We start from the raw sequence: 26,694 nt of genomic DNA, 5'->3' as shown, positions 1-26,694 counted from the left end.
GTCATGGTAAGCGCCCGTGCATCGGAATGCCCCATCGAAGAAAGACTTCGGCGTCATCCGTTCAGGAGACTGTCTTTCCGGTGTTCTCGCCGATATCGCTGACCGCAAACAGCTCTCATCGGAACAGTCAGAGAAAACGAGAAAGTCCGCTGCCTGCTCTGTTCAACTTGCGTGCCTTTTCGGGCAGTACGGTTTGCGGTCGCAGAGAAGCTGCTGAGTGGTGCCAGTGGCCGGTTACAGGAACACAACCTCCGGCCGTGGCCGCACACTCCGCATCGGCCAGCAGCAGCGTGGGTCGGCGAACCTCGGCCGGCTTGCTGGGAATCGGCGCACCCCTATTCCTCCTCACGGCCAAGGACGTTGTCGATGAGGTCGAACATCTCGGCGTCCGAGACTGGGCCGAGATCGCGCCCCTTCGCCGCGTCGGTGTGGATGCGCTCCTGCTCCCGCCACTTCAGGAAGATCGTCTCCAGCAGAGTGTCGATCTCCTCTCTGCGCTCGTTCCCGACGGGAATCGCGGAGAGCGAGGCCTCCAGTTTCCTGAGCTGGTCCACCACGGGGCGGACCACATCGCCTCGCTGGTCACCGATGCCCGCGGCCAGATGCCGGGCCAGCGCGGCCGGTGTGGCATGTTCGTAAACGACCGTGGTGGCCAGCCGCACGCCCGTGGCGGCTTGGAGGCGGTTGCGCAGCTGGATGGTGGCGAGTGAGTCCAGCCCCATCTCCTTGAACGGTCGGCCCGTCGGAATCGCCGCGCTCGCGTGCCCTGACACCGCCGCGACATGTGTGAGGACCTGCCGCAACAGCTCGTCCTGGAGTTCGTCGGAAGACAGGGCGGCCAGGTGCTGGGGGGAGGGAGTGCCGCCGGCGGCTGCTCCGGACGTGGGCTCACCGACGCCCGTGGAAGTGAGGTCGGAGAGGAGGAAGTCGGTCCGGCCGGCCGCGTAGGCGAACCGGTCCCAGTCGACGTCCGCGAGGGCGTAGAAGGAGCCGGGGCGGGCGAGGCTGGAGGCGAAGGCGTCGAGGGCGAGAGAGGCCGGCATCGGAGTGAGGCCGTCGTGGTGGCGGGACCGGGCCACCGCGGAGGTGAACATCCCGGTACCGGCCCAGGGGCCCCAGGCGAGTGAGGTCGCTGGAAGCCCGAGCCCCCGCCGGTGCCGGGCCAGCGCGTCGAGGACGGCGTTGGCGGCGGCGTAGTTGCCCTGCCCGGGCGAGCCGACGGTGCCCGCGAGGGACGAGAACAGGACGAACCGCTCCAGGGGATGGTCACGGGTGAGTTCGTGCAGATGCCAGGCGGCATCGGTCTTCGCGGCGAAGACCGTGCCCAGGCGTTCCGGGGAGAGTGAGGGGATGAGTCCGTCGTCGAGTATTCCGGCCGCGTGGACGACGCCCGTGAGCGGTGTGTCGGCGGGCACGGTACGGATCAGGTTGTGCAGCGCCTCGCGGTCCGAGATGTCGCAGGCGGCGATGGTGACCGTGGCCCCCAGACCGACGAGTTCCGCGCGCAGGCGGTCCGCGCCCGGGGTGTCCGGTCCCCGGCGGCCGACCAGGAGGAGGTGTTCGGCTCCGCTGCGGGCCAGCCAACGGGCCACATGGGTACCCAGCCCTCCCAGCCCACCGGTGACCAGTACGGTACCGCGCGGGCGCCAACCGGTGAGTCCGGCCGGGTGGGTTGGGGCCGGGAGCCCTGAACGGGTCAGGCGGGGGACGTATGTCCCCGAGGAGCGGAGAGCCAGGTCGTCCCCGCCCCCGGCCGTCAGCGCGTCACAGCACCATGACAAGGCCTGCTCGTCCATCGCCTCGGGCAGGTCGATCAGTCCGCCCCACAGATGCGGGGCTTCCAGGGCGACGACCCTGCCCAGGCCCCACACTGCGGCCTGGTCCGGCCGAAGCACCGGGTCCTCCTCGCCGATGCCGACCGCACCCCTGGTCACGCTGCGGACCGGCGCGTCGACCCCCAGGTCCTCCAGTGCCTGCACCAGCCCGAGCGTGGCCGTCACCGCCCGGGGCACCGAGGGCTGCGCGGGATCCCTGCGCTCGTCCAGCGAAACCAGCGACACGATCCCGGCCAGTGAGGCGGGCAGGGGGGCGCCGGTGAGCAGCTGCCGCCAGGTCTCCCGGTCGTTACCGGTGCCGCGCGGCTCCACGATCACCGCTCCTCGCTCTCCCAGCGCTCGCAACAGGGCCGAGATCGTCTCGTCGTACGCGCCGTCCGGCGGCGCGATGACCAGCCGGCGACCGGCCGTCACCGCCGACGGCGCCGCCGCCGGGAGCGAGGGACGCCAGGTCATCTCATAGCACAGCGGATCCCCCGCGGCCCCCGCCGTCGCACCGCCCCGTTCCGTTGGCGGCGCCGACGCACCGACGTCCCGCAGCCAGTACCGCTCGCGCTGGAAGGCGTACAGGGGCAGGTCGACGGTCCGGCCTCCCGCACACCAGGAGGCCCAGTCCACCGAAGCGCCCCGGGTATGGAGGACCGCCAGCGCCGCAGGCAGGGTTTCGGTTCCGGGGTGTCCCTCACGCAGGCACGACACCAGTTCCACGGCGTCGGGATCGCCCGGCGCGGGGGCCAGGTTGTGCTGGCCCAGAGCCGTGAGCGCGTGTCCTGGACCCACCTCCACGTACAGGCCCACACCGGCCTTCGACAGCCATTCCAGGCTGTCCTGGAAGCGGACGGTCGCGCGGATGTGGCGCGTCCAGTAGCCGGGTGAGCAGATCTCGTCCGCGGAGGCCGCCTCACCGGTCACCGTGGAGACGATCGGTACAGCCGGCGGCTGGAACCGCAGTGCGGCCAGCGCCTCGTGGAACGGTTCCAGCACCGCGTCCATGTGGTGCGAGTGGAAGGCGCGACGGACGGCCAGCCGGGTCGTACGGTGCCCCTGGGCGGCCATGCGGTCGGCACAGTCGAGGACGGCTCCCTCGTCGCCGGAGATGACCACCGCCTCGGGGCCGTTCACCGCGGCCACCGCGACCTCGTGCTCCCGCCCCGCGATGAGCGACCGGACGTCGTCCTCCGACGCGGCCAGCGAGACCATCGTCCCGCCGGGCGCCAGGGTGTGCATCAGCCTGCCGCGCGTGGCGACCAGCGTGCAGGCGTCGGCCAGGGACAGCACCCCCGCCGCATGCGCCGCGGCGATCTCCCCGACCGAGTGTCCCGCCAGGAAGTCGGGCTGGACGCCGTGACGGGTCAGCAGCCGGAACAGCGCCACCTCGATCGCGAACACGGCGGCCTGGGCGTAGTCGCTGCGTTCGAGCAACCCTGCCTCGTCGGTGCCCTCGGCGGCGAACACCACCTCCTTCAGGGGATGGTCGAGCCGCCCGTCCAGCTCCGCGCAGATCGCGTCGAACGCCTCGGAGAAGACGGGGTACGCCCGGTACAGGTCCTCGCCCATGGCGGGCCACCCGGAGCCCTGTCCGGGGAAGAGGAAGGCAGTGGTGGGGTTGGGGGCGGTGCTGCCCGTGACCGTGCTCGAGGTGGCGGAACCCTGGGCGATCCGGGTGAGTTCCGCGCTGAATCCGTCGATGTCCGGGGCGAGGACGACGGCACGGTGCGGGTGGTGTTTGCGGGTGGTGCCGAGGGAGTGGGCGAGGTCGAGGGGATCGGTGTCGGGGGCCAGTTGCCTCAGGAGTTCCCGGGCCTGGCTGGGGAGCGCCTCGGCTGTGGCGGCGGAGAGGGCGAACGGAAGCACGGGGGCGTTGGGGCGGTCGGCCGGCGCAGTGGTGGGCGGGTGCGCGGCGTCGTCGGCGGGAGGCTCTTCGAGGATGAGGTGGGCGTTGGTTCCGCTGATGCCGAAGGAGGACACGGCCGCCCGGCGCTCGCGTTCGCCGGCGGTCCACGGCTGAGCCTCTGTCAGCAGCCGTACCGTCTCGCCCGACCAGTCGACCTGCGGGGTGGGGCTGTCCACGTGCAGGGTCTGCGGCAGCAGCTCGTGCCGCAGGGCTTCGATCATCTTGATCACACCGGCGACGCCGGCCGCGGCCTGGGTGTGGCCGAGGTTGGACTTCGCCGAGCCGATCCACAGCGGCCGGTCCGCCGGACGGTTCCGGCCGTAGGCGGCCAGCAGCGCCCCCGCTTCGATCGGGTCGCCGAGCGAGGTCCCGGTGCCATGCGCTTCGACCACGTCGATCTCGTCGGCGGACAGCCGGGCGTTGGCCAGGGCTGCCTCGATCAACCGTTGCTGGGCCGGGCCGTTGGGGGCGGTGAGACCGTTGCTGGCTCCGTCCTGGTTGACCGCCGATCCGCGGATCACCGCCAGCACACGGTGCCCGTTGCGGCGGGCGTCCGAGAGGCGCTCCAGCACGACCAGGCCCCCGCCCTCGGAGAAGCCGGTGCCGTCGGCGGCGGCGGCGAAGGGCTTGCAGCGGCCGTCGGGCGCGAGGGCGTGCTGCTGGGAGAACTCGATGAAGTGGGCGGGGGTGGCCATGACGGTCGCCCCGCCGGCCAGGGCGAGGGTGGTTTCGCCGTTGCGGAGCGACTGGGCGGCGAGGTGGATGGCGACCAGGGAGGAGGAACAGGCGGTGTCCAGGGTGATGGCGGGACCCTGGAGGCCGAGGGTGTAGGAGATTCGGCCGGAGGCGACGCTGCTGGTGTTGGCGATGGACCGCTGGCCGACGAGGTCGTGGGGAATGCCGGGGTGGGCGGCGTACTCGCCGGGGATGAGCCCCGTGAAGACGCCGGTGCGGGTGCCGTGGAGGGTGCTCGGGTCGATCCCTGCGGACTCCAGCGCGTGCCAGGCGACTTCCAGCAGGACCCGCTGCTGCGGGTCCATGACCAGGGCTTCGCGGGGGCTGATGCCGAAGAAGGCGGGATCGAAGTCGGCCGCGTCGGAGAGGAATCCGCCGTGGCGGACGTAGGTCCTGTCGGCTTGCGGGGCGTCGCTGTCGGGGTCGTGGAGGGAGTCGATGTCCCAGCCGCGGTTCCGGGGGAAGTCGGAGACCACGTCCCGGCCCTCGCTGAACACCTCCCACAGGTCCCGCGCGGAGCGCACCCCGCCGGGGAACCGGCAGCCCATCCCCACGACGACCACGGGATCGTCGTCGTTCGCGGCGGTGGGCAGCGGCGTCTGCCCGTCGGCCGGCGCGGACACCCGGCTTGAGAGATAGTCGGCCAGCGCCGCCGGCGTGGGACGGTCGAAGACCGTCGTGGCGGGCAGCTTCAGCCCCGTCGCGGCGCTGAGCCGGTTACGGAGTTCGAGCCCGGTGAGCGAGTCGAAGCCCAGGTCCCTGAACGCGCGGTCGTCATCGATCCGGTCCGGCGCCGCGTGCCCGAGCACGGTGGCCACGGTGGTCCTGACCAGTTCCAGCACCGCCCGGCCGTCGGAGAAGGCGACCGTACCCGAGGGATCCGGAGAGGACGGCGCGGACGGGCGCGAGGCGGCGGGCAGCACCCTCCGGGTGGCGCCGAGCAGGGAGGTGAACAGCGCGGGCACCGTCCCGTCCGTGGCCTGCTGGCGCAGTGCCGCCAGGTCGAGTCGGGCGGGTACCAGCAGCGCGGAGTCCAGCGCGAGCGCTGCATCGAAAAGCATGACACCTCGCTCCTCGCTCAGCGGCACCAGACCGCCGCGGGCCAGCCTGGCCCGGTCGGCGCGGCCCAGATGTCCGGTCATCCCGCTGTCGCGGTCCCACAAGCCCCACGCCAGGGATGTCGCCGCAAGCCCCCGGGCCCGGCGATGGTGGGCCAGCGCGTCCAGGAACGTGTTGGCGGCGGCGTAGTTGCCCTGGCCGGGAGTGCCGGACGTTCCCGCGACCGACGAGAAGAGCACGAACGCGGAAAGACCGAGGGACTCGGTCAGCCGGTGCAGGTTCCAGGCGCCGACCGCCTTGGGACGCAGTACGCCCTCCAGGCGCTCCGCGTCGAGCGATTCCACGGTGCCGTCGTCGAGGGTGCCCGCCGCGTGGATCACCGCCGTCAGCGGGTGGCTGCCGGGTATGTCCGCCAGCACGGCCGAGAGGCGCTCGGCGTCGGCCACGTCGCAGGCTGTGATGGTCACGTGTGCGCCCAGCGCGCCGAGTTCGGCGTGCAGTTCGGCCGCTCCGGGGCCGTCCTTCCCGCGGCGTCCGGTCAGCAGCAGCCGTCGTACACCGTGTTCGGTGACCAGATGGCGGGCGAGGAGACCGCCCAGGGTCCCGGTGCCGCCGGTGATCAGCACAGTGCCTTCGGGGTCCCAGAGGGCCGGGCGTCCGGCCTCGGATGGGGTGGCCCGGCTCAACCGGGGCGCGATCAGCCGCCCGTCCCGGACGGCCAGTTGCGGTTCGCCGGACGCGGCCGCGGTGCGGAGCAGGCCGATGTCGGTGGCCCCGGCATCGGTGTCGACGATCAGGAAGCGGCCCGGGTTCTCGGACTGGGCGGTGCGCAGCAGGCCCCACACCGGAGCATGGGGCAGGTCGGCTACGTCCTCACCGGGAGCCGCGGCGACGGCGCCCCGGGTCACGACGACCAGGCGCGAGGCGACGAACGCCTCATCGGCCAGCCAGCTCTGGAGGAGGTCGAGGACACCGGTCGTGGCCGCGCTCAGTGCGGCGGGCAGGGCGCCCGTACCGGCCACCGGCGGCGCGGCACCGGCGACCGCGGGCGCACTCCGGTCCTCCGGTTCCGCGTCCTGGCCGTCCGGGGCGGTCCGGCAGGCGATGACCACGACGTCCGGTACCGCCTCACCTGCCTCGACCGCCAGGCGCAGCGACGCGAGGTCCGGATGGCGCCGTACCGCCGGGTCCGCGATGTCGAGGCCGGTGCCGTCCGGCCCGAGAACAGCCCATCGGCCGCCAGGCGGGGAGGCGGAGGCGGCGGGACGGGGCACATCGACCCAGTCGACCTGGAACAGCGACCGCTGGAGGCCGCCGCCGGCGCCCGCGTGCTCCGGCCTCACCGGACGCAGGGTGAGGCCGTCGACGGACGCCACCACGCGCCCGTTGCTGTCGGCGGCCGTCAGCGAGAACCCGCCGTCACCGGTCGGCGAGAGCCGTGTCCGCAGCGCGGTGGCCCCCGTGGCGTGCAGCGACACTCCCGTCCAGGAGAAGGGCAGCCGGATCATGTCACCGTCCGCCTCGGGCTGTGCCCCGGTCAGCAGCGGGTGCAGGGCGGCGTCGAGCAGCGCCGGGTGGAGACCGAAGCCGGGTGCGTCCTCGCGGAAGCCGACGGGCAGGGCGATCTCGGCGTAGGTGTCGTGGCCCCGTCGCCATACGGCTGTGAGCCCCTGGAAGGCCGGACCGTACGCGTACCCGGTCTCCGCCAGGCGCTCGTAGGCGTCGGTGAGGTCCAGCGGCTCGGCGTCCGCCGGCGGCCACGGACCGAGGTCCTCCCGACCGCCGGAGCCGCTGATCAGAGACCCGGTCGCATGCCGGGTCCACACCGTCTCGGGCAGCGCGGCCGGGTCGGCGGCGCGGGAATACACCGAGACGTGGCGACGGCTGGACTCGTCCGGCGCGCCCACGGTGAGCTGGAGTTCCACGTCGCCCTCGTCGGGCAGGACCAGGGGCGTCGCCAGGACGAGTTCCTCGACCCGGTCGCAGCCGGCCTGTCCTCCCGCGTGCAGGGCCAGTTCGACGAAGGCCGTACCGGGCAGCAGCACCGTGCCGTTCACCGCGTGATCGGCCAGCCAGGGATGGGCCCGAAGCGAGAGCCTGCCGGTGAAGACCAGGCTGTCGTCGTCGGCCTTCGCGACGGCGGCGCCCAGCAGCGGATGCTCGCAGGCGAGCAGCCCGAGCCCCTGGGCGTCGGCTGCCGACGTGGTCGGCAGCATCCAGAACCGTTCGGGCTGGAAGGCATAGGCCGGCAGATCGGTGTACTGGGCGGTACCGGGCGGGAAGGCCTCGGCCCATCGAGCGTTCAGCCCGTGCACATGCGCCTCGGCGACGGACGCCAGGAAGCGGTCCAGGCCGCCGGCGTCGCGCCGGAGCGTGCCCAGAGCCGTGCCGTCCTCGGTGGTCTCGTCCAGGATCTGCTGGACGTCCATGGTCAGCACGGAGCGCGGGCTGCATTCGATGAACAGCCTGTGGCCGCGGTCGGCCAGCGTGTGGATCACGCTGTCGAACTCCACGGTGTGGCGCAGATTGCGGTACCAGTAGTCCGCGTCCAGCTCGGCCGTGTCGATCAGGCCGCGGGTCAGCGTGGAGTGGAAGGGCACGTCACTGGACCGGGGCGTGATCGGGGCCAGCTCGGTCAGCAGCCGCTCACGCAGCCGAGCCACCTGGGCGGAGTGGGAGGCGTAGTCCACGGGCAGCCGGGACCACTTGACGTCCGATCCGGACAGCTCCTGGCCGAGCTCGTCCAGCGCCGTCGGCTCACCCGAGACCACCGTCGACCGGGGGCCGTTGACCGCGGCGATCGAGATGCGGCCACGCCAGGTCCGGATACGCTCCTCGGTCTCCTGACGCGGCAGCCGGACCGACATCATGCCGCCCTGCCCGGAGAGGGCACGCAGCGCCTTGCTGCGCAGCGCCACCACGCGTGCTCCGTCCTCCAGGGACAGCCCCCCGGCCACCGTGGCGGCCGCGATCTCGCCCTGCGAATGTCCGACGACCGCCGCCGGCTCGACTCCGTACGCGCGCCAGGTGGCCGCGAGGGAGACCATCACGGCCCACAGCGCCGGCTGCACCACGTCGACTTCGGCCAGCGCTCCCTCGTCGGCCAGGACCTCGGGGAGGGACCAGCCGACGAACGGCGCCAGGGCCCGCCCGCAGTCAGCCATCCTTCCGGCGAAGGCAGGGGAAGCGGCGAGGAGGTCCACCGCCATGCCGGCCCACTGGGTGCCCTGCCCGGGGAACACCAGCACCGGGCGGTGCCCGGTGCGTGCCCGGCCGGAGCACACCCCCGCCGCCGGTGACCCGGCGGCCACCGCATCCAGACCCTTCAGCAGGGAATCGCGGTCCCGGCCCACGATCACCGACCGGTGGTCGAACACGGACCGGCCGGTCGCCAGGGTGTAGGCCACATCGGTGAGGTCCACGTCCGGATGGCGGTCGAGGTGGGCCCGCAGACGCGACGCCTGGTCGCGCAGCGCCGCTTCGCTCCGGCCCGAGAGCGCCCAGGGCGTCGCCGCCGGCAGGCGGCCGCCCCCGGCAGGGGCGCCGGCAGGGACGTCCTCCGTGGCGGCCGGCGCGTTGGCGGGGGGTGCTTCCAGCACCAGATGGGCGTTGGTGCCGCTGATGCCGAAGGAGGACACGGCGGCACGGCGGGCACGTCCGGTCCCGGGCCACTCGGTGTGCTCGGCGAGCGGGATGACCAGGCCGCTGCTCCAGTCGACGTGCCGGGTCGGCTCGTCCAGGTGCAGCAGCTTCGGCAGCAGCCCGTGCCGCATGGCCAGCACCATCTTGATGACGCCGCCGACGCCCGCCGCGGCCTGGGCGTGACCGATGTTGGACTTCAGGGAACCGAGCAGGAGCGGCCGGTCCGCGGGACGGTCCCGGCCGTAGGTGGCCAGCAGTGCCTGGGCCTCGATCGGGTCGCCCAGCGGGGTTCCGGTGCCGTGCGCCTCGACGGCGTCGACCTCGGCCGGTGCCAGCCCCGCGTCGGCCAGTGCTTCGCGTATCACCTGCTCCTGCGCGGGTCCGCTCGGGGCCGACAGGCCGTTGGAGGCGCCGTCCTGGTTCACCGCCGAGCCCTTGACCACCGCGAGGACCCGGTGCCCGTTGCGGCGGGCGTCGGAAAGCCGTTCCAGCACGACCAGTCCGGAGCCCTCGGCCCAGGCGGTGCCGTCCGCCGTCCCCGAGAACGACTTGCATCGGCCGTCCGGCGCCAGCCCCCGCAGCCTGGAGAACTCGACGAACATCTCCGGGGTGGCCATGACGCTCACCCCGCCGGCGAGCGCCAGGGAGCACTCGCCCCGACGCAGCGCCTGCGCCGCGAGGTGCAGGGCCACCAGGGAGGACGAGCACGCCGTGTCCACCGTGACGGCGGGCCCCCGCAGACCGAAGACGTACGCCAGACGGCCCGACACCACGCTCGAGGTGTTGCCGGTGATCAGGTGGCCCTCGAGTCCTTCCGGCACCGTGTGGACGCGTGGTGCGTAGTCGTGGTGCATCACACCGGCGAAGACGGCGGTGCGGCTGTCCCTGACCGATGCCGGGTCGATGCCCGCGCTCTCGAACGCCTCCCAGGCGGTGGTCAGCAACAGTCGCTGCTGCGGGTCGGTGGTCAGTGCCTCGCGCGGCGAGATCCCGAAGAACGCGGCGTCGAAGTCGGCCGCGTCGTGCAGGAAGCCCCCGTACCGTGTGGAGGACTTCCCACGTCGGTCCGGGTCGGGGTCGTACAGTCCTTCGACGTCCCAGCCCCGGTCCGTGGGGAAGGCGCCGATCGCGTCCGTGCCGGAGGCGGCCAGCTGCCACAGCTCCTCCGGCGTCGACACGTCACCGGGATAGCGGCAGGCCATGCCGACGATGGCGATCGGGTCGTCCCGGCCGGCGGACGCCGCCGGCCCCGCCTTCGCCGCGGGCACCGGGGCCGAGAGGGTGCCGGACAGCTGGGCGAGCAGTCCGCGGGCCAGTCCCGTCGGCCTCGGGTGGTCGAACAGCGCGGTCGGGGACAGCGGCGACTGTGCCGTCTCGCCGAGCCGCACCAGCAGCTCGGCGCCCATCAGTGAGTCGAAGCCCAGCTCCTGGAAGGTACGGTTCGGATCGACCTGGTCGGCGCGGGACTCTCCGAGTACGTCGGCCGCATGCTCCAGCACCAGTTCGAGCACCGCGCGGTCCTGCTCGGCGGTGGGCAGCCCGGCCAGCCGCGCCCGCAGGGACCCCGTTGCTGCGGGCTGCTCGCCGGACGTCCGGGCGGGCGCGTCCGCGAGTGTCTCCGTGGCTGTCTCCGTGGGTGTGCCGGCGGGTTCCTGCGGCCTGCCGCTCTTCCACCAGTGCCGCTCACGCTGGAACGCGTAGGTGGGCAGCCGGACCGGGTGTGCGCCGCTGTCGGGGACTGCCGTGGTCCAGTCCACGGTGATGCCCCGGGCGTGCAGTGCGCCCAGGGCCGTCAACAGCGTCTGGGGCTCGGGACGGTCCGCCCGCAGCACGGGGACGACGGCCACGGTGCCCCCCGGCGCAGCGGCCACGCAGTCGCGCGCCATGGTGGCCAGTGAGCCGTCGGGGCCCAGCTCGACGAAGACCGTCGTGCCCGAGGCGAGCAGGGCCCGCACGGCCTCCAGGAAGCGCACCGGCTCTCTGGCCTGGCGCACCCAGTACTCCGGGGTGCTCATCCGCTCCGGCGGTACCGGTTCACCGGTGAGCGTCGAGACGAGGGGGACGCGCGGCCGCTGGAACGTCACCGCCGCGACGGCCGCGCGGAACTCCTCCAGCACCGGCTCCAGGTGGGGGGAGTGCAGGGCGTGGGAGACCCGCAGCCGCTTGGTCCTGTGGCCGCGCGCCGCGAGGATCCGCACCACCTCGGCCACGGCGTCCTCGTCGCCGCTGAGCACGGTGGCCGCCGGGCCGTTGACTGCAGCCAGCGACAGCCGGTCCTCGCGTCCGGCGAGGAGGTCGCGCACCTCGTCGGCGCCCGCCCGCACGGACACCATCGCACCGTCCGTCGGCAGGCTCTGCATCAGCCGGCCCCGGGTGGCCACCAGGGCTGCCGCGTCCGGCAGCGAGAACAGCCCGGCGACGTGCGCGGCCGCCAGCTCGCCGACGGAATGCCCGGCGAGCTGATCCGCCCGGACACCGAACGACGTCAGCAGCCGGTAGAGCGCCACCTCCAGGGCGAAAACGGCCGCCTGGGTGTACAGCGTCTGGTCCAGGAGGGCCGCTTCGGGCGAACCCGGGGCGGCGAACACGACCTCGCGCACCGGCCGTTCCAGATGGCTGTCCAGGTGCCGGCACACCTCGTCGAACGCCGCCGCGAACGCGGGGAACGCGTCGTACAGTTCCCGGCCCATGTCCAGCCGCTGCCCGCCCTGTCCGGCGAACAGGAACGCGACCCGCGTGTTCGGGTCGACCACGCCCCGGGAGACGCGCACGGGCCGGCGCCCCTGCGCGAGCGCCCTCAACGCCTCCAGCAGCGTGGTCCGGTCGGACGCCGCGACGACCGCCCGGTGCTCGAAGACGGTACGGGTGGTGGCCAGCGAGTGGGCGAGGTCCACCGGATCGACCTCGGGGTGGCCCTCGACGAAGGCCGCCAGGCGCCCGGCCTGTGCGCGCAGGGCGGGCCCGGTGCGTGCCGACAGCAGAGTGGGAACCACCTGGGGTCCGGCCGTCTCACGCAGCGGTGGTGCCGCGGGAGTGCGGGCCGGTGCTTCGGTGAGCACCAGATGGCAGTTGGTGCCGCCCATGCCGAAGGAGCTGACCCCCGCTGCCAGGGGCCCGTCGGAGCCGCTCCACGGCATGAGTTCGGTGGCGACCCGCAGTCGCAGGGACTCCAGCGGGATCCGGGGATGCGGTGTCTCGAAGTTCAGGCTCGGAGGCAGTTCACGGTTCCGGAGCGCCAGCACCGTCTTGATCAGGGAGCAGATACCGGCAGCGGCCTCCAGGTGCCCCAGGTTGGTCTTGACCGACCCCACCGGCAAGGGGTGCCCGGGGCTTCGCCGGGCACCCAGCACGGCACCCAGGGCGGCGGCCTCCACGGGGTCACCCACCCTGGTGCCCGTTCCGTGCAGCTCCACGTACTGGACCTGGGCCGGATCGACACCGGCGTTCCGGTACGCCAGCCTGAGCAGCTCTTCCTGGGCCGCCTGGCTGGGCACGGTGAGTCCCTCGCCGCCGCCGTCGTTGTTCACCGCGCCGCCGCTGATGACGCAGTGGACGGGGTCGCCGTCGGCGAGGGCCTTCGCCAGTGTCTTCAGCACGACGACACCACCGCCCTCGCCGCGCACGAAGCCGTTGGCCCGGGCGTCGAAGGTGTAGCAGCGGCCGTCGGGAGAGAGGCCGCCGAAGGCCGCCGCGTCCTCCTCGCCGGCCGCCGCGAGGTTGAGGTTCACACCGCCGGCGAGCGCGACCTCCGACTCACCGGTCAGCAGGCTCTGGCAGGCCAGGTGAACGGCGGTCAGGGAGGACGACTGCCCGGTGTCCACCGTCATGCTCGGGCCGCGCAGACCGCAGAAGTACGAGATCCGGTTGGCGATCAGGCTGCGCTGCAGCCCGGCGAACGAGTGGTGCGACCGCAGAACCGGCCCCAGGCCCTGGGCCAGGCGCGCGTAGTCGTCCCGCATCGCGCCGATGAACACCCCGCAGCGTTCGCCCCGGAGCATCGCCGGGACGATACCCGAGTCCTCCAGCGCCTCCCAGCTCAGCTCCAGCATCAGCCGCTGCTGCGGGTCCATCACGGCGGCTTCGCGGCGTGAGACACCGAAGAACCCGGCGTCGAACCCCGCGACATCCGCGAGGAACGAGCCCCACCGGGCTCCCGCTCCGGCCGCCGCGGATCCGTCGCCGTCCCAACGACCCTCGGGCACCTCGGTCACGGCGTTCCCGCCGGTCCGCAGCAGGTGCCAGAAGGCGTCCGGGCCTGCCGCCTCCGCGAAACGGCAGGAGAGTCCGACCACCGCGACCGCGGCTGCGTCCGCGCGGCCGGATTCCGCCGTGCCGGTACCCACCGTTGTCTCGTCCACGATTCACCTCATGAAGAAGGGGCCACCAAGAAGGGCCGGCCGGTTCAGTCGGCGCGTCTGCCGGGCGCGGCTACAGCGTCGCGGTGAGCCAGTCGTGCAGAACCTTGCCCGCGGCCTCGGAATGCTGGGACAAGAGGGTGAAGTGATTGCCCGGCAGGCTTACCGAGGTGTGGTGCAGCTCGGCCGGGAACAGGTCCTCGGGCACCTCACCGGACAGGCCGGAGAGCACCTCGGACGCCCTGATGTGCAGGATGGGCGCGCTGATCGGGCCGGGCCGCCACCCGTCGAACAGGCTCATGTAGTGACCCGTGGCGCTCAGTTCATACCCCAGCGCGGACGTCCTGTTGTCCGGGCCCAGGGGGTTGTCGCCACCGCCCGGCCGTGCCTGCTCCCGCATGAACCGGGCGTGCACCTCGTCCACCTCCGAAACCGGCGGATAGTAGTCGAAGAGCACCACCGCCGCGGGCGGCCGGCCGAGGGATTCCAGGTAGGCGGCCAGCCCATGGGCGACCCACCCGCCCGCTGAGTAGCCGACCAGTACGATCGCCTCCCGGTCCACCTGTTCGGCCAGAGCCCTGCGCTGCGCCTCGAAAAGGTCGGGAAGGCCGGCGGGCAGCAGCTCGCCCTCAGCGAACCCCGGCGGCCGCAGGGCCCATACGTCCCGCTGTGCGGGCAGCGCGGGAGCGAGGAAGGAGTACGCCGCGTCCGAGATCGGCGCCACCGGCGGCGTCGTGCCCACCAGCGGCGGCGTGTCTTCCCCGGACATCAGCCGGGTGAGGACGGCGGTGGTGCCGTCCGTCTTCGCCTCGAAGGCGGGGCGCAGACGCCCCGCCATGCGCACCAGGTCCAACGCCTCGCCGGCCCGGCCGCTTTCGACCCCCTGCATGTAGAGCGCGGCGATGGTGTCCCCGGGAGCCGTGTCGTCGTCGCGGGCGGGCGGGGGCGTGGGCGCGACCGGCTCCGCCTCGGCGAGGCGTTCCCCGATCAACTCGGCGAGTTCCATGACCGTGGGATAGTTCAGGACATCGGCGATCTGGACGTCCACTCCGGTGGATTCCACGATCCGGTTGCGCAGGGCCACGGCGGTCAGCGATTCGAAACCCAGGTCGCGGAAGGTGTCCTCGACCGGGACCTCCGCGGCCGAACGGTACTTCAGCACCACGGCGACATGGCCCGCGATCAGATCCACCAGCGCCTGCTCACGTTCGGCGGTGGACAGGGCGGCCAGCCGCTCCGCCAGCGAACCGGGCGACTCGGCCGCCTGCGGCTGTTCGGTGGTGGGGGCGATCGTCGGCAGCACAGGGTTCAGCCAGTAGCGTTCGCGCTGGAAGGCATAGCCGGGGAGTTCGGTCCGGCGGGCGCCGGTGCCCTCGAAGACCGCGTGCCAGTCGACCCCGACCCCCGCCACGTGCGCCTCGGCCAGCGCGCGCAGGAAGCGTCCCATGCCGCCTTCGTCGCGGTGCAGCGTTGCCAGGACGGAGGCGGAGAGGCCACTGGCTTCGAGGGTCTTGCGGACGGTCGGAATCAACACCGGATGCGTACTCACCTCCAGCAGCCGCCGGTGCCCGTCGGTGATCAGGCTCGTCATCACCTGGTTGAAGCGGACCGGCTCGCGAAGGCTGCGGTACCAGTGGTCAGCGTCCAGCGGATGGCTCTCGGGATCGATCAGCTCCCCCGTGAGCCCGGAGACGTACGGCACCTCCGGGGGCTTCGGCGCGATGGCCGACAGTTCGCTCAGGACCTGGTCGCGGATCTGTTCCATCTGCTCCTCGGGCGGCGCGACCGAGGCCGTGTCACCGAGGCCGGACAGCTTCGTCAGCGCACGGCTCCTGAGCGCCGCCACCCGCATGGCGTCCGGCAGCGACAGCGCGCCGGCCACCCATGCGGCGGCGATCTCGCCATGGGAGTGCCCGGCGACGGCGGAGGGTGTCACACCGTAGGAACGCCAGAGTTCGGCCAGGGAGATCATCAGCGCCACCAGGGTCGGCTGCAGCACATCCACCCGGTCCGTCGACGGGGCTGCCGGAGCGCCTCGCAGCACGTCGGTCAGCGACCAGTCGACGAACGGAGCCAGAGCGCTCTCGCACTCGGCCACCTTGTCGGCGAAGACCTCGGAGGAGTCCAGCAACTCCGCGCCCATCGAGGTCCACTGGGTGCCCTGTCCGGGGAAGACGAAGGCCGTGGTGGTGTTGGGGACGGTGCGGCCGGTGAGGGTGTCGGCGGAGGGGGTGCCGTCCGCGATGCGGGTGAGTTCGGTGATGAGCCCGTCGACGGTGGTGGCCAGGACGACGGCGCGGTGCGGATGGTGGGCGCGGGTGGTGGCGAGGGAGTATGCGAGGTCCAGCAGGCCGGAGTCGGGGGTGAGGTGCTCCAGGAGCTGTCGGGCCTGGGCGACGAGGGCCTTGGGCGTGGTGCCGGAGAGGGTGAAGGGCAGCAGCGGGAGTGCGGTGCCACTGGCCGGCGCGGTGGCGGTCGCCGCCGTGGCGGCGGCGGGGGGTTGTTCGAGGATGAGGTGGGCGTTCGTTCCGCTGATGCCGAACGAGGACACGGCGGCGCGGCGGGGGCGGCCGGCGTCGGGCCAGGAGGTGCGTTCGGTGAGGGGCGCCAGCGGTGTGGCGTCCCAGTCGAGGTGGGGGCTGGGCTCGGTGAGGTGCAGTGTCCTGGGGAGCTGTCCATGCTGGATGGCGAGGATCATCTTGATGGTGCCGGCGATGCCCGCGGCGGCCTGGGCGTGGCCGAGATTGGATTTGGCGGAGCCGATCCACAGGGGACGGTCGCGCCGGGGGCCGTAGACGGCGTCCAGCGCGTGGGCTTCGATGGGGTCGCCGAGGGTGGTGCCGGTGCCGTGGGCCTCGATTGCGTCGATGTCGTGCGGGGTGAGGTGCGCGTTGGCCAGGGCTGCCTCGATCAACCGTTGCTGGGCCGGGCCGTTGGGGGCGGTGAGACCGTTGCTTGCCCCGTCCTGGTTGACGGCCGATCCGCGAAGGACGGCCAGCACCCGGTGGCCGGCTGCTCGGGCGTGGGAGAGGCGTTCGAGGACGATGAAGCCCGCCCCTTCGCTCCAGGAGGTGCCGTCGGCGTCGGCGGCGAAGGGCTTGCAGCGGCCGTCGGGAGCGAGGGCGTGCTGCTGGGAGAACTCGATGAAGCGGCCGGGGGTGGCCATGATGGTCGCCCCGCCGGCCAGGGCCAGGGTGGATTCACCGTTGCGGAGCGACTGGGCGGCGAGGTGGATGGCGACCAGGGAGGAGGAACAGGCGGTGTCCAGGGCGATCGAGGGTCCCTGGAGGCCGAGAGTGTAGGAGAGCCGGCCGGCCGCCACGCTGCTGGTGTTGGAGAGGGCCACCAGACCGACGAGGTCGTCGGGCATCTGCTGGGTTCGGCTGGCGTAGTCGCCGTGGATGAGACCGGTGAAGACGCCGGTGCGGGTGCCGTGGAGGGTGCTCGGGTCGATCCCGGCGGACTCCAGCGCGTGCCAGGCGACTTCCAGCAGAACTCGCTGCTGCGGGTCCATGACCAGGGCTTCGCGGGGGCTGATGCCGAAGAAGGCGGGATCGAAGTCGGCCGCGTCGGAGAGGAATCCGCCGTGGCGGACGTAGGTCTTCCCCGGTGGTGTGCTGTCGCTGTCCGGGCCGTAGAGGCCGTCGATGTCCCAGCCGCGGTCCTCGGGGAAGTCGGAGATCACGTCCCGTCCGTCCCGGAACACCTCCCACAGGTCCTGCGGGGAGCGCACCCCGCCGGGGAACCGGCAGCCCATTCCCACGACGACCACGGGATCGTCTGCCGCTGTTGCGCTGCGCAGCCGCTCCCGGGTTTCGTACAGTTCGGCCGTCACACGCTGGAAGTATTCGACGAGCTTGGGGTCGTTCGACATGTGGCACCGCTTCCGTGATCGAGATGGCGGGGGGTGAATCGGACTGTGTGGCTCAGGACCCTGTCCGGGCGCTCTTCCCGGGCTCTTCCCGGGCCCGCGACGGCGCCGGCTCCTCGAAGAGCGCCCGGAGCGGCCCTAACCGCGTCCGAACTCGCGGTCCACGAAGTCGAACAGCTCGCTCACCGTGGCCGACCGCAGGGTGTCCGCGTCCGGGGTGTCGGCGCTCGGGGCGTCCTCCAGCGCGGACAGCAGGGCACGCAGCCGCGACCGGACGGTGGTGCGCAGGTCGTCGTCCAGCGCCGACACGCTGCTCTCCAGCGCGCTGAGCTCCGCCAGGACGGTCGCGGTCTCCTCGGCCTCGGGCTGCGCGGGGCCGGAGGCGTTCGGAGCGATCTCCGCGCAGAGGTGCTCGGCGAGGGCGACCGGCGTCGGCTGGTCGAACACGAGGGTGGCGGGCAGCTGGAGCCCGGTCGCCCCGTTGATGCGGTTGCGAAGTTCCACGGAGGTCAGCGAGTCGAATCCCAGATCGCGGAAGGTGGCGTCCACCGGCAGGTCCTCGGCAGAGGCGTATCCCGACACCGCGGCGACATGACCGCGGACCAGTTCGAGCAGCCTGCGGACCCGTTGCGCGGGTGACAGGGCGCCCAGCCGCCGGGCCAGCGCCTCGGGGGACTCGGAGGGAGCGGAAGGCTGGCGGCCGCCCACACTGCGGCGCACCGACGTCCGGACCATGCCCCGCAGCAGGGACGGGACGGACGCGCCGAGCCCGGCGACCACAGCCAGATCAAGCCGGACGGGAGCCACCAGCACGCGGTCGGACTCCCGCGCCGCGTCCCACAGGGCCAGGCCCTGCGCGGCGGTCAGGCCCAGCACGCCCGTGCGGTTCATCCGCGCCCAGTCGGCGGCTGCCAGGCCGCCTGCCATGCCGCCGCCGGACGCCTCGTCCTGACCCGGAGCCCACAGGCCCCATGCCAGCGAGGTTCCCGCCAGCCCCTGGGCGGCCCGGTGCGCCATCAGCGCGTCCACGAAGGAGTTGGCTGCCGCGTAGGCACCCTGTCCCGCCGCGCCGAAGATTCCCGCGGCCGACGAGAAGCACACGAACGAGGCCAGATCGAGGTCCTGCGTGAGCTCGTGCAGATGCCACGCCCCGTCCACCTTGGGCCGCAGGACCGTGTCGATCTGCTCGCCGGTCACCGACGCCACGACGCCGTCGGACAGCACGCCGGCGGCGTGGATCACCGCGGTCAGGGGGTGTTCGGCGGGGATGCCGGCCAGTACCCGCTCCACGTCACCCCGCTCGGAGACGTCACCGGTGGCGACCGTCACCTCGGCTCCTTCGGCGGACAGTTCTGCCACCAGCTCGGCGGCGCCCGGGGCATCCGTCCCCCGGCGGCCGAGCAGCACCAGGTGCTTCGCTCCCTGCCCAACGAGGTGTCGTGCCATCAGGCCGCCCAGCCACCCCGTGCCACCGGTGAGGAGAACGGTGCCTTCCGCCAAGTCCGGCCGGCGCGGGACGGTGAGCACCACCTTGCCCACGTGCTGGGCCTGACTGACGTGCCGCAGCGCTTCCTTGGCCCGCCTGATGTCCCAGTCCCGGCGGGGCGGCGCGGTGAGCGCGCCCTCGCGGAACAGCGCGAACAGCTCGTGCAGCATCTCCTGGATCCGCGGCGCTCCCGCTGACGCGACCAGATCGAACGCCCGGTACGTGATGCCGTACCGGGTGGCCATCTCGTCGGCGTCACGAATGTCGGCCTTGCCGATCTCGATGAACCGTCCGCCTTCGGCGAGCAGACGCAGTGACGCGTCCAGGAACTCGCCGGTGAGCGAGTTGAGGACCACGTCGACTCCCCGGCCGCCGGTGGCCTCACGGAAGCTCTGTTCGAACTCGACGGTGCGCGAGGACGCGATGTGGGCGTCGTCCAGCCCGAGCCCGCGCAGGAAGTCCCACTTGCCGGGACTGGCGGTGGCGAACACCTCGACACCGAGGTGCCTGGCGATCTGGATCGCCGCGATACCGACTCCGCCCGCCCCCGAGTGGATCAGCACGGACTCGCCCGGCCGCATCCCCGCGAGATCGGTGAGCCCGTAGTAGGCGGTCAGATAGGTGATCGGCACCGACGCGGCCGACTCGAACGACCAGTCCTGCGGCATGGGCGCGACCAGCCGGGCGTCGGTGACGGCGACCGGGCCCAGCGCGCCGGTGAAGACGCCCATCACGTGGTCGCCGGGGCGCAGACCGGTCACCGCGGAACCGACCTCGCGGACCACACCCGCGGCCTCGGCTCCCGGGACGGCGCGGCCGGGATACACGGCCAGGGCGATCAGCACGTCGCGGAAGTTCACACCCGCCGCGCGCACCTCCACCCGCACCTCGTCCGGTGCCAGGTCCTCCAGGACCTCGGGGCAGGGCAGCAGCGCGAGGTTGTCGAGCGTTCCCGGAGCGGTGGAGTCCAGACGCCAGGCCCGTTCGCCGGCGGGGACGGGGAGCAGCGCGTCGGAGGTCACCGGGTGCAGCCGGGGGACCAGCGGTTCCCCCGCACGGAGCGCGAGCTGCGGTTCCCCCGCGCCCAGCGCGGTGGCGACCGCGGTGCGCACGGTGCTCGCCGGGACGGCGGGGTCGTCGACGTCGACGAGGAGCAGCCGGCCCGGGTTCTCGGCCTGCGCCGACCGGGCCATGCCCCACAGCGGCGCCGTGGTGAGGTCCACCGGCCCGCGTCCTGACGTGGTCACCGCGCCGCGAGTCAGCAGGACCAGGCGCGCCGCCGAGAACCGTTCGTCTTCGAGCCAGGCCGCGAGCTCTCCCGTCAGATCCGTGAGAGCGGTACGCACCTGCCCCGGTACCTCCCCGGCCGTTCCGGCCGCCGGGGCGACAGGACGGAGTACCACCTCCGGTACGGGCAGGCCCGTGTCGATGGCGGCGGCCAGCGACGCCAGGTCCGGGAAGGACTCGGCGCCCTCGAAGGAGTCACCGATCACGGCCCATGGGGCGGCGGGGTCCGGCGCCGCCGCCGGGGGTGCCGGGACCCAGTCCAGCCCGAACAGCGACTCCTCGGCGCCGTGGCTCGTCAACTGCGCCCGCTCCAGCGGAACCGGCCGCCAGGCCAGGGAGCGCACCGACGCCACGGGGAGGCCGTCGCCGTCGGCGAGGGTCAGCTCCACCTGCCCGTCGGCGCCCCGGATCCGTACCCGCAGTGCCGAGGCGCCCGAGGCGTGCAGCGACACCCCCGACCAGGAGAAGGGCATGCTGCTCGCTCCGTCGTCGACGGCCTGGAGGAACGGGCCGAGGCTGACCGCGTGCAGCGCCGCGTCGAGCAGCGCCGGATGCATCGCGTAACGATCCGCCTCCCCGGCCGCGTCGGTGGGGAGCGCGACCTCGGCGAACAGTTCGGTGGTGCCGTCCGCGGTCTTTCTGCGCCAAGCCGTCCGCAGGCCTCGGAACGCGCCCTCGTAGGCGTAGGTGTGGGACGACCCGGGCTGGTCGTAGTCCTCCTGGCCGGCGATCTCCTCGGACCCGGGCGGCGGCCACTCGACCAGTTCGGGTTCGGGGACGGCGGGCCCTTGGGCTGCCAGGAACCCGGCGGCGTGCGGCCGCCACCTCCCGCCGCCCGCGTACTCGGCGCTCTCGGGCTGCGAGAACACCCGTACCGAACGCCGCCCTGCCTCGTCCGGGGACCCGACCAGGATCTGGACGCGGACCGCGGCGTCCGCGGGCAGCACCAGCGGGGCTTCCAGAGTCAGTTCCTCGACCAGACCGCAGCCGACCCGGTCACCGGCACACAGCGCCAGTTCCACATAAGCGGTGGCGGGAAGGATCACCACGCCCATCACCTGGTGCCCGGCGAGCCACGGCTGGTCGCGCAGGGACAGCCGGCCGGTGAGCACCAGCCCTTCGCTGTCCGCCATCCCGAGCGCCGCACCCAGCAAGGGATGGCCGGCGTGGGACAGCCCCGCGGATTCCACGTCGGCGGCGCCGGTGGTCGGGGCGAGCCAGTACCGCTCCCGTTGGAACGCGTAGGTCGGCAGCTCGATCCCGCGCCGCGCGGCGGCGGGGAACACCGCGTTCCAGTTCACCTCGACGCCGTGGGCGTGCAGCGCGCCCAGAGCCAGGACGACGCTCTCGGCCTCGTCCCGGTCCTTGCGCAGCGCGGGTACGGCCACGGACTCCCCGGCGGCCCCGCCCCCCTGCGCCAGTGCGGAGAGCACGCCGTTCGGACCGAGTTCCAGCAGGGTGTCGACGCCCCGGGCGTGTACGGTCCGCAGACCGTCGTGGAAGCGTACGGTCCGGCGCACGTGGTCCACCCAGTAGCGTGGGGAACGCAGCTCCTCCGCCGAGGCCACCTCACCGGTGAGGTTCGACACCACGGCGATTTCGGGCTCCTGGAAGTCCAGGCCCCGCACGACTTCGGCGAAGTCCGCGAGCATCGGCTCCATGTAGGGGGAGTGGAAGGCGTGGCTGACCGTCAGCCGCTTGGTGTAGCGGCCCTCTTCGGCCCACAGCCGTTCCAGCCGTGTCACTTCCTCCTCATCACCGGAGAGCACCACGGAGTCCGCGGAGTTCACCGCCGCGACGGCTATGGAGTCCTCACGGCCCGCCAGCAGCGGCATGACCTCGTCCTCCGAGGCCTGCACCGACAGCATCGCGCCACCGGCGGGCAGCGCCTGCATCAGCCGGCCACGGGCCGTGACGAGACGGCACGCCTCCTTCAGCGACCACAGCCCGGCTACATGCGCCGCGGAGATCTCGCCGATGGAGTGTCCGAGCAGGACCTTCGGCCGTACGCCCCAGGACTGGAACAGACGGAACAGGGCGACCTCGACCGCGAACAGCCCCGCCTGCGCGTAGTCGGTCCGGTCCAGCAGTGCCGACTCCTCGGAGCCGGCGGGAGCGAAGAGCACGTCCCGCAGCGGCCGTTCCAGGTGGCCGTCCAGCTCTTCGCACACCGCGTCGAAGGCGGTTGCGAAGGCGGGGTACGCCTCGGCCAGCCGCTGCCCCATGCCCGGCCGCTGAGAGCCCTGGCCGGTGAACAGCATGCCGAGCGACCCGGTCGCGGCGACGCCCTTGATCACCTGCGCGACCGGTGTCCCCTCGGCGAGACGGCGCAGTCCGGCGGTGAGGGCGGCCCGGTCCTGTCCCAGCACCACGGCCCGGCGGCGGAAGCTGCTGCGCGTGGTGGCCAGAGACCAGGCCAGCTCCGCCGGGTCCAGCCGTTGACCGGAACGCTCGACAAGGGCCAGCAGCCGCTCGGCCTGGGCCCGCAGGGCCCGCTCGCTCCTGCCCGAGACCAGCCACGGCACGAGCGGCAGGGCGTCTGCCACGCCGGTGGCTTCCTCCGGCCCTTCCTCGCCGGCCCCGGGCTCGGCGGGCGGCTCTTCCAGAACGACATGGGCGTTGGTGCCGCTGATGCCGAACGACGAGATGGCGGCGCGGCGCGGTCCGTCCGTGCCGGGCCACTCGACCGGCTTCGTCAGCAGGCTGACCGAGCCGGCTCCCCACTCCACCTTCGGCGTAGGCACATCGACATGGAGGGTCTGGGGCAGCAGGCCGTTCCGCATTGCCATGATCATTTTTATGGCGCCGGCGACTCCCGCGGCGGCCTGTGTGTGGCCGATGTTGGACTTCACCGAGCCCAGCCACAGCGGGCGGTCCGTCGGACGGTCCTGACCGTAGGTCGCGACCAGCGCCTCTCCTTCGATCGGGTCACCCAGTGCGGTGCCCGTGCCGTGTGCTTCGACCACGTCGACGTCGCGGGGCGTCAGGCCGGCGTCGGTCAGCGCCGCCCGGATCACCCGGCGCTGCGCTGCTGCGTTGGGCGCGGACAGGCCGTTGCTCGTGCCGTCCTGGTTGACCGCAGAACCCCGGAGAGTGGCCAGCACCCGGTGGCCGTGGCGGCGCGCGTCCGACAAGCGCTCCAGCAGCAGCAGCCCGGCGCCCTCGGCCCAGACCGCTCCGTTCGCCGCGCCCGCGAAGGACTTGGAGCGGGCGTCGGGTGACGTCACGCCCTGCCCGCAGAATTCGACGACGGTGGCTGGAGTGCTCATCACGGTCACCCCGCCTGCCAGCGCCAGGGAGCACTCGTCCTCACGCAGTGCCTGCGCGGCCAGATGGAGTGCCACCAGCGACGAGGAACACGCGGTGTCGATGGTGAGGGCCGGTCCCTCGAAGCCCAAGCAGTAGGAGAGCCGGCCGGAGATGACACTGCTGCTGTTTCCGGTGATGCCGTGCGGTGAGTAGTCCTTCGAGGCCTTCCACACCGTCTCGTAGTCGTTACCGGATCCTCCCACGAAGACCCCGGTGTCGCTCTCGCGCAGGGACTCCGGGTCGATTCCGGCGGCTTCCAGGGTTTCCCAGGCGACCTCCAGCAGCACCCGCTGCTGAGGGTCCATCACCAGTGCCTCCCGCGGCGAGATGCCGAAGAAACCGGCGTCGAAGTGGCCGGCCTCGGAGAGGAATCCCCCCTCGCGTACGTACGACCGGCCCGACTTGCCCGCCTCCGGGTCGGGGTCGTACAGCTCCTCGACGTCCCAGTGCCGGTCGTCGGGGAACTCCGATATCGCGTCCTCGCCGCGTTCGACCAGATCCCATAGATCCGCCGCGGACCCCACACCGCCGGGGTAACGGCACCCCATTCCGATGACGGCGATGGGGTCGTCCTTTCGCTTTTCAGCCTCGTGCAGCCGCTCTCGCGTGTCGAGCAGCTCGGCCGTCACCTTCTTCAGATATTCCCGAATCTTGTTGTCTTCTGTCGGCACTGGGTCTCCTGGCACGGTTCGAAGCGGAAGGCGAGGCTGAATTGTGGACGCAAAGAGACACCCGAAAACAACGGTCTCAAAGGTGCGGTGCGAAACCGTGAAATGTGAGGGTGAAGATTAAAGCGAGAGAGCGCGGGAATTTAAGGACGGCGGCGGACGGTCACACTCTGTAGACCGCGGGCGACGACATGCGGCCGATACACCATCGAATCCTCGTCCACCGTGAAGTCGGTGAGCCGTTCGGCGTACGCCTTGAGGGCGATTTCTGCCTCCAGCTTGGCCAGGCTGGCACCGAGGCAGAAATGCGGCCCGGCGCCGAAAGCGAGCCCGATCCCCTTGGTCCTCCGGTCGCCCTGGAAACGGTCGGCCTGGGGAAATTCCGCCTCGTCGCGGTTGCCGGCAGCCAGCAGCAGGATCACGATCGTTCCCGGCTCGACGTCCATGTCGCCGATATGTGTGGAGGACAGTGCGACCCGTGCCGTGACATGCACCGGTGCGTCGTACCGCAGGACTTCCTCGACCAGCAGCGGGGCGATCGAGGGGTCGTCGCGCAACAGCGACAACTGGTCCGGGTATCGTGACAGTATGACCATTCCGCTGGAGATGAGGTTGGTGACGGACTCGTGGGCCGCGGCGAAAAGGTTGAGGAGCACATTGGTCACCTCGTGCCTGGCCAGCGAGTGCCCCTCCTCCTCCGTCCGGATCAAACTGGAGATCAGGTCCTCGCCGGGCTTCTTGCGCCGCTTGTGGATCAGGTCGGCGAAGTAGGCGTGTATCGCCATGGAGGTCCTGTCGAAGCCGGTCAACTGCTCCGCCGAGAACATCTCCGAGCTGCGGAAGGCGGCCACCAGCGTGGGTAGCTCGGTCGCCAGCGCCAGCTGGTCGGACCACTCCTTCAGCGTGGGCACATCGCCCGGCGGAAGGTCCATCAGCTCGCAGATGACGCCCATCGACAGCCGGTTCGCGTAGTCACGGACCCCGTCGAACGAGTCCCTGTCCGCGACCTCGGAGATCAAGCCGTCGACGATGCCTTGGATCCAGGGTTCATACCGAGCCGTGATGCGGGGCGTGAAGGCTTTGGAGATCAAGCGCCGCTTGCGGGGGTGATCGGGCGGATCCATGAAGAAAATGGAGTCGAGCACTGGCGTTTCCGCTGGCGGAAGCACATCCTTGAGCCAAGGCGATTTCAAGGTGTCGCTGCCCAGGGCCGGATTGCGCATCGCCGCAAAGCAGTTGCGGTAATCCCCGACGATCACCAGTCCGTCATCGACTCGAAGAGGGCTGGATTCGCGGAGTTCTGCGTGAATCCCGTAGGGATCGGGACGGACCTGAGGATCCAGCAAAGCATGGAGCGGATTGGTCTGGAAATTGGCAATCGCAACAGACTTGCCCACGTGGTGACTCCCCCTTGTGATCGATCGTCTCCGGTCGAGATTCTGCAGAAAATTACGTGTTGCCAGAGATGTCGGAGTAGTGCGCGAAGACGACCGGTCCGCCGCCGTCCTGAGAGATGAAGCTCTTCTTGGCGTTGAACCACTTCACGGTGCCGCTGGCCATGCTTGTCGTCCCTCGATGTCGCCCGGTGTTCCAGGGTCGGCCTGGAGGTAGGGCCATCCGTCACCGGAGGCGTCCGCCGTCGGTTTCTGACCACCCGTATGGTGCCGCCTACGCTGCGGTAGCCGTTGTCGGCCCAACACTCCACTAGGGCTTCTTCCAGGGCGTCGATGCGGCCGTGGGTGCATGCGACCTTGATGTCGTGGACTGCACCGGACAGCGCGGGTGAGGCCCAGATCAGCCGGCTGGCGGAATCGGTGACGACGTGCGCGGCTATGCCGTGTTTGCCCGCGCCTGAGGAGGAGGGCAGGCGGCGGCGATCCCGTCGATCGGCAGCAGCGCGCCGTTCAGGATCGCGAACGGCTGGTGGAGACCACACTCCCGTCGGGGCGACAGTGTGCGGTCTCAGGACACCGAGGACATGGCCCGGTTGGTCATCAACGCCGCCACCGGCGAAATCCTCCGCGAACTGGTCCTCGACCCCACCGTCATCCACCAGCGCACAGGCCGCCCACCAGGCCCCACCCCAAAATGACGAACGCCCGAACCTACATCCCTGTAGGTTCGGGCGTCCTCGATGTCCTGCGACATCACACCGTCGGGACGACAGGATTTGAACCTGCGACCCCTTGACCCCCAGCAAATCGAGGGAGGCGTTTTCGCAGGTCACAGTGCACGCGCCGCACATCTTGGTGTTCGGCTGAGCTGCCGACGTTCACCCGCGCGCAAGGCGTGTGGTCCCAGACTGGTCCCACGCGCAGGTGTTGACCTCGGCCTTGCGGACGAGCACCGGGGGCTCAGTGTGGCCTGCCGACTTCCCGGACGTCGTGGAGGTGGGGGTGTATCTCGGCAGCGGGACTTGAACCATGTGAACCGTGCCGGGGTCGGTGGAGGCTCTATGGACTGGCTCCAGCCGCCGGTTGCGGCTGGTGCTGAGCGTAGTAGGTGGCTTCGCATTCGGCGGGCGGGATGTCGCCGATCGCGGTGTGGATGCGG

At 71.8% G+C, this 26,694-nt stretch carries 2 protein-coding genes and 3 pseudogenes; all 5 read right to left on the bottom strand.

What is annotated here, in order from left to right; translation table 11 throughout:
- Positions 1-335 precede the first annotated feature (335 nt).
- A complete protein-coding gene (locus tag RM572_RS22410; RefSeq protein ID WP_311675210.1) occupies positions 336-13,523 on the bottom strand; it encodes a type I polyketide synthase in 13,188 nt (4,395 codons plus the stop codon).
- Between the two features lie 409 nt (positions 13,524-13,932).
- A pseudogene (locus tag RM572_RS22405) lies at positions 13,933-17,307 on the bottom strand (type I polyketide synthase); the annotation flags it as partial.
- A 222-nt stretch (positions 17,308-17,529) separates the two neighbouring features.
- Positions 17,530-24,099, bottom strand: a pseudogene (locus RM572_RS22400) (SDR family NAD(P)-dependent oxidoreductase); the annotation flags it as partial.
- 185 nt (positions 24,100-24,284) lie between these two features.
- On the bottom strand, positions 24,285-25,538 hold the full coding sequence (locus RM572_RS22395) for a cytochrome P450 (RefSeq protein WP_311675207.1): 1,254 nt from the start codon (positions 25,536-25,538) through the stop codon (positions 24,285-24,287).
- Positions 25,539-25,596: 58 nt separating this feature from the next.
- Positions 25,597-25,701: pseudogene (locus tag RM572_RS22390) on the bottom strand (cold-shock protein); the annotation flags it as partial.
- Positions 25,702-26,694 lie beyond the last annotated feature (993 nt).

This window comes from Streptomyces hazeniae (assembly GCF_031845485.1).
GTDB classification, from domain to species: domain Bacteria; phylum Actinomycetota; class Actinomycetes; order Streptomycetales; family Streptomycetaceae; genus Streptomyces; species Streptomyces hazeniae.
The sequence above is the reverse complement of the archived record's forward strand: the minus strand, read 5'-3'. Positions and strand labels throughout refer to the sequence as shown.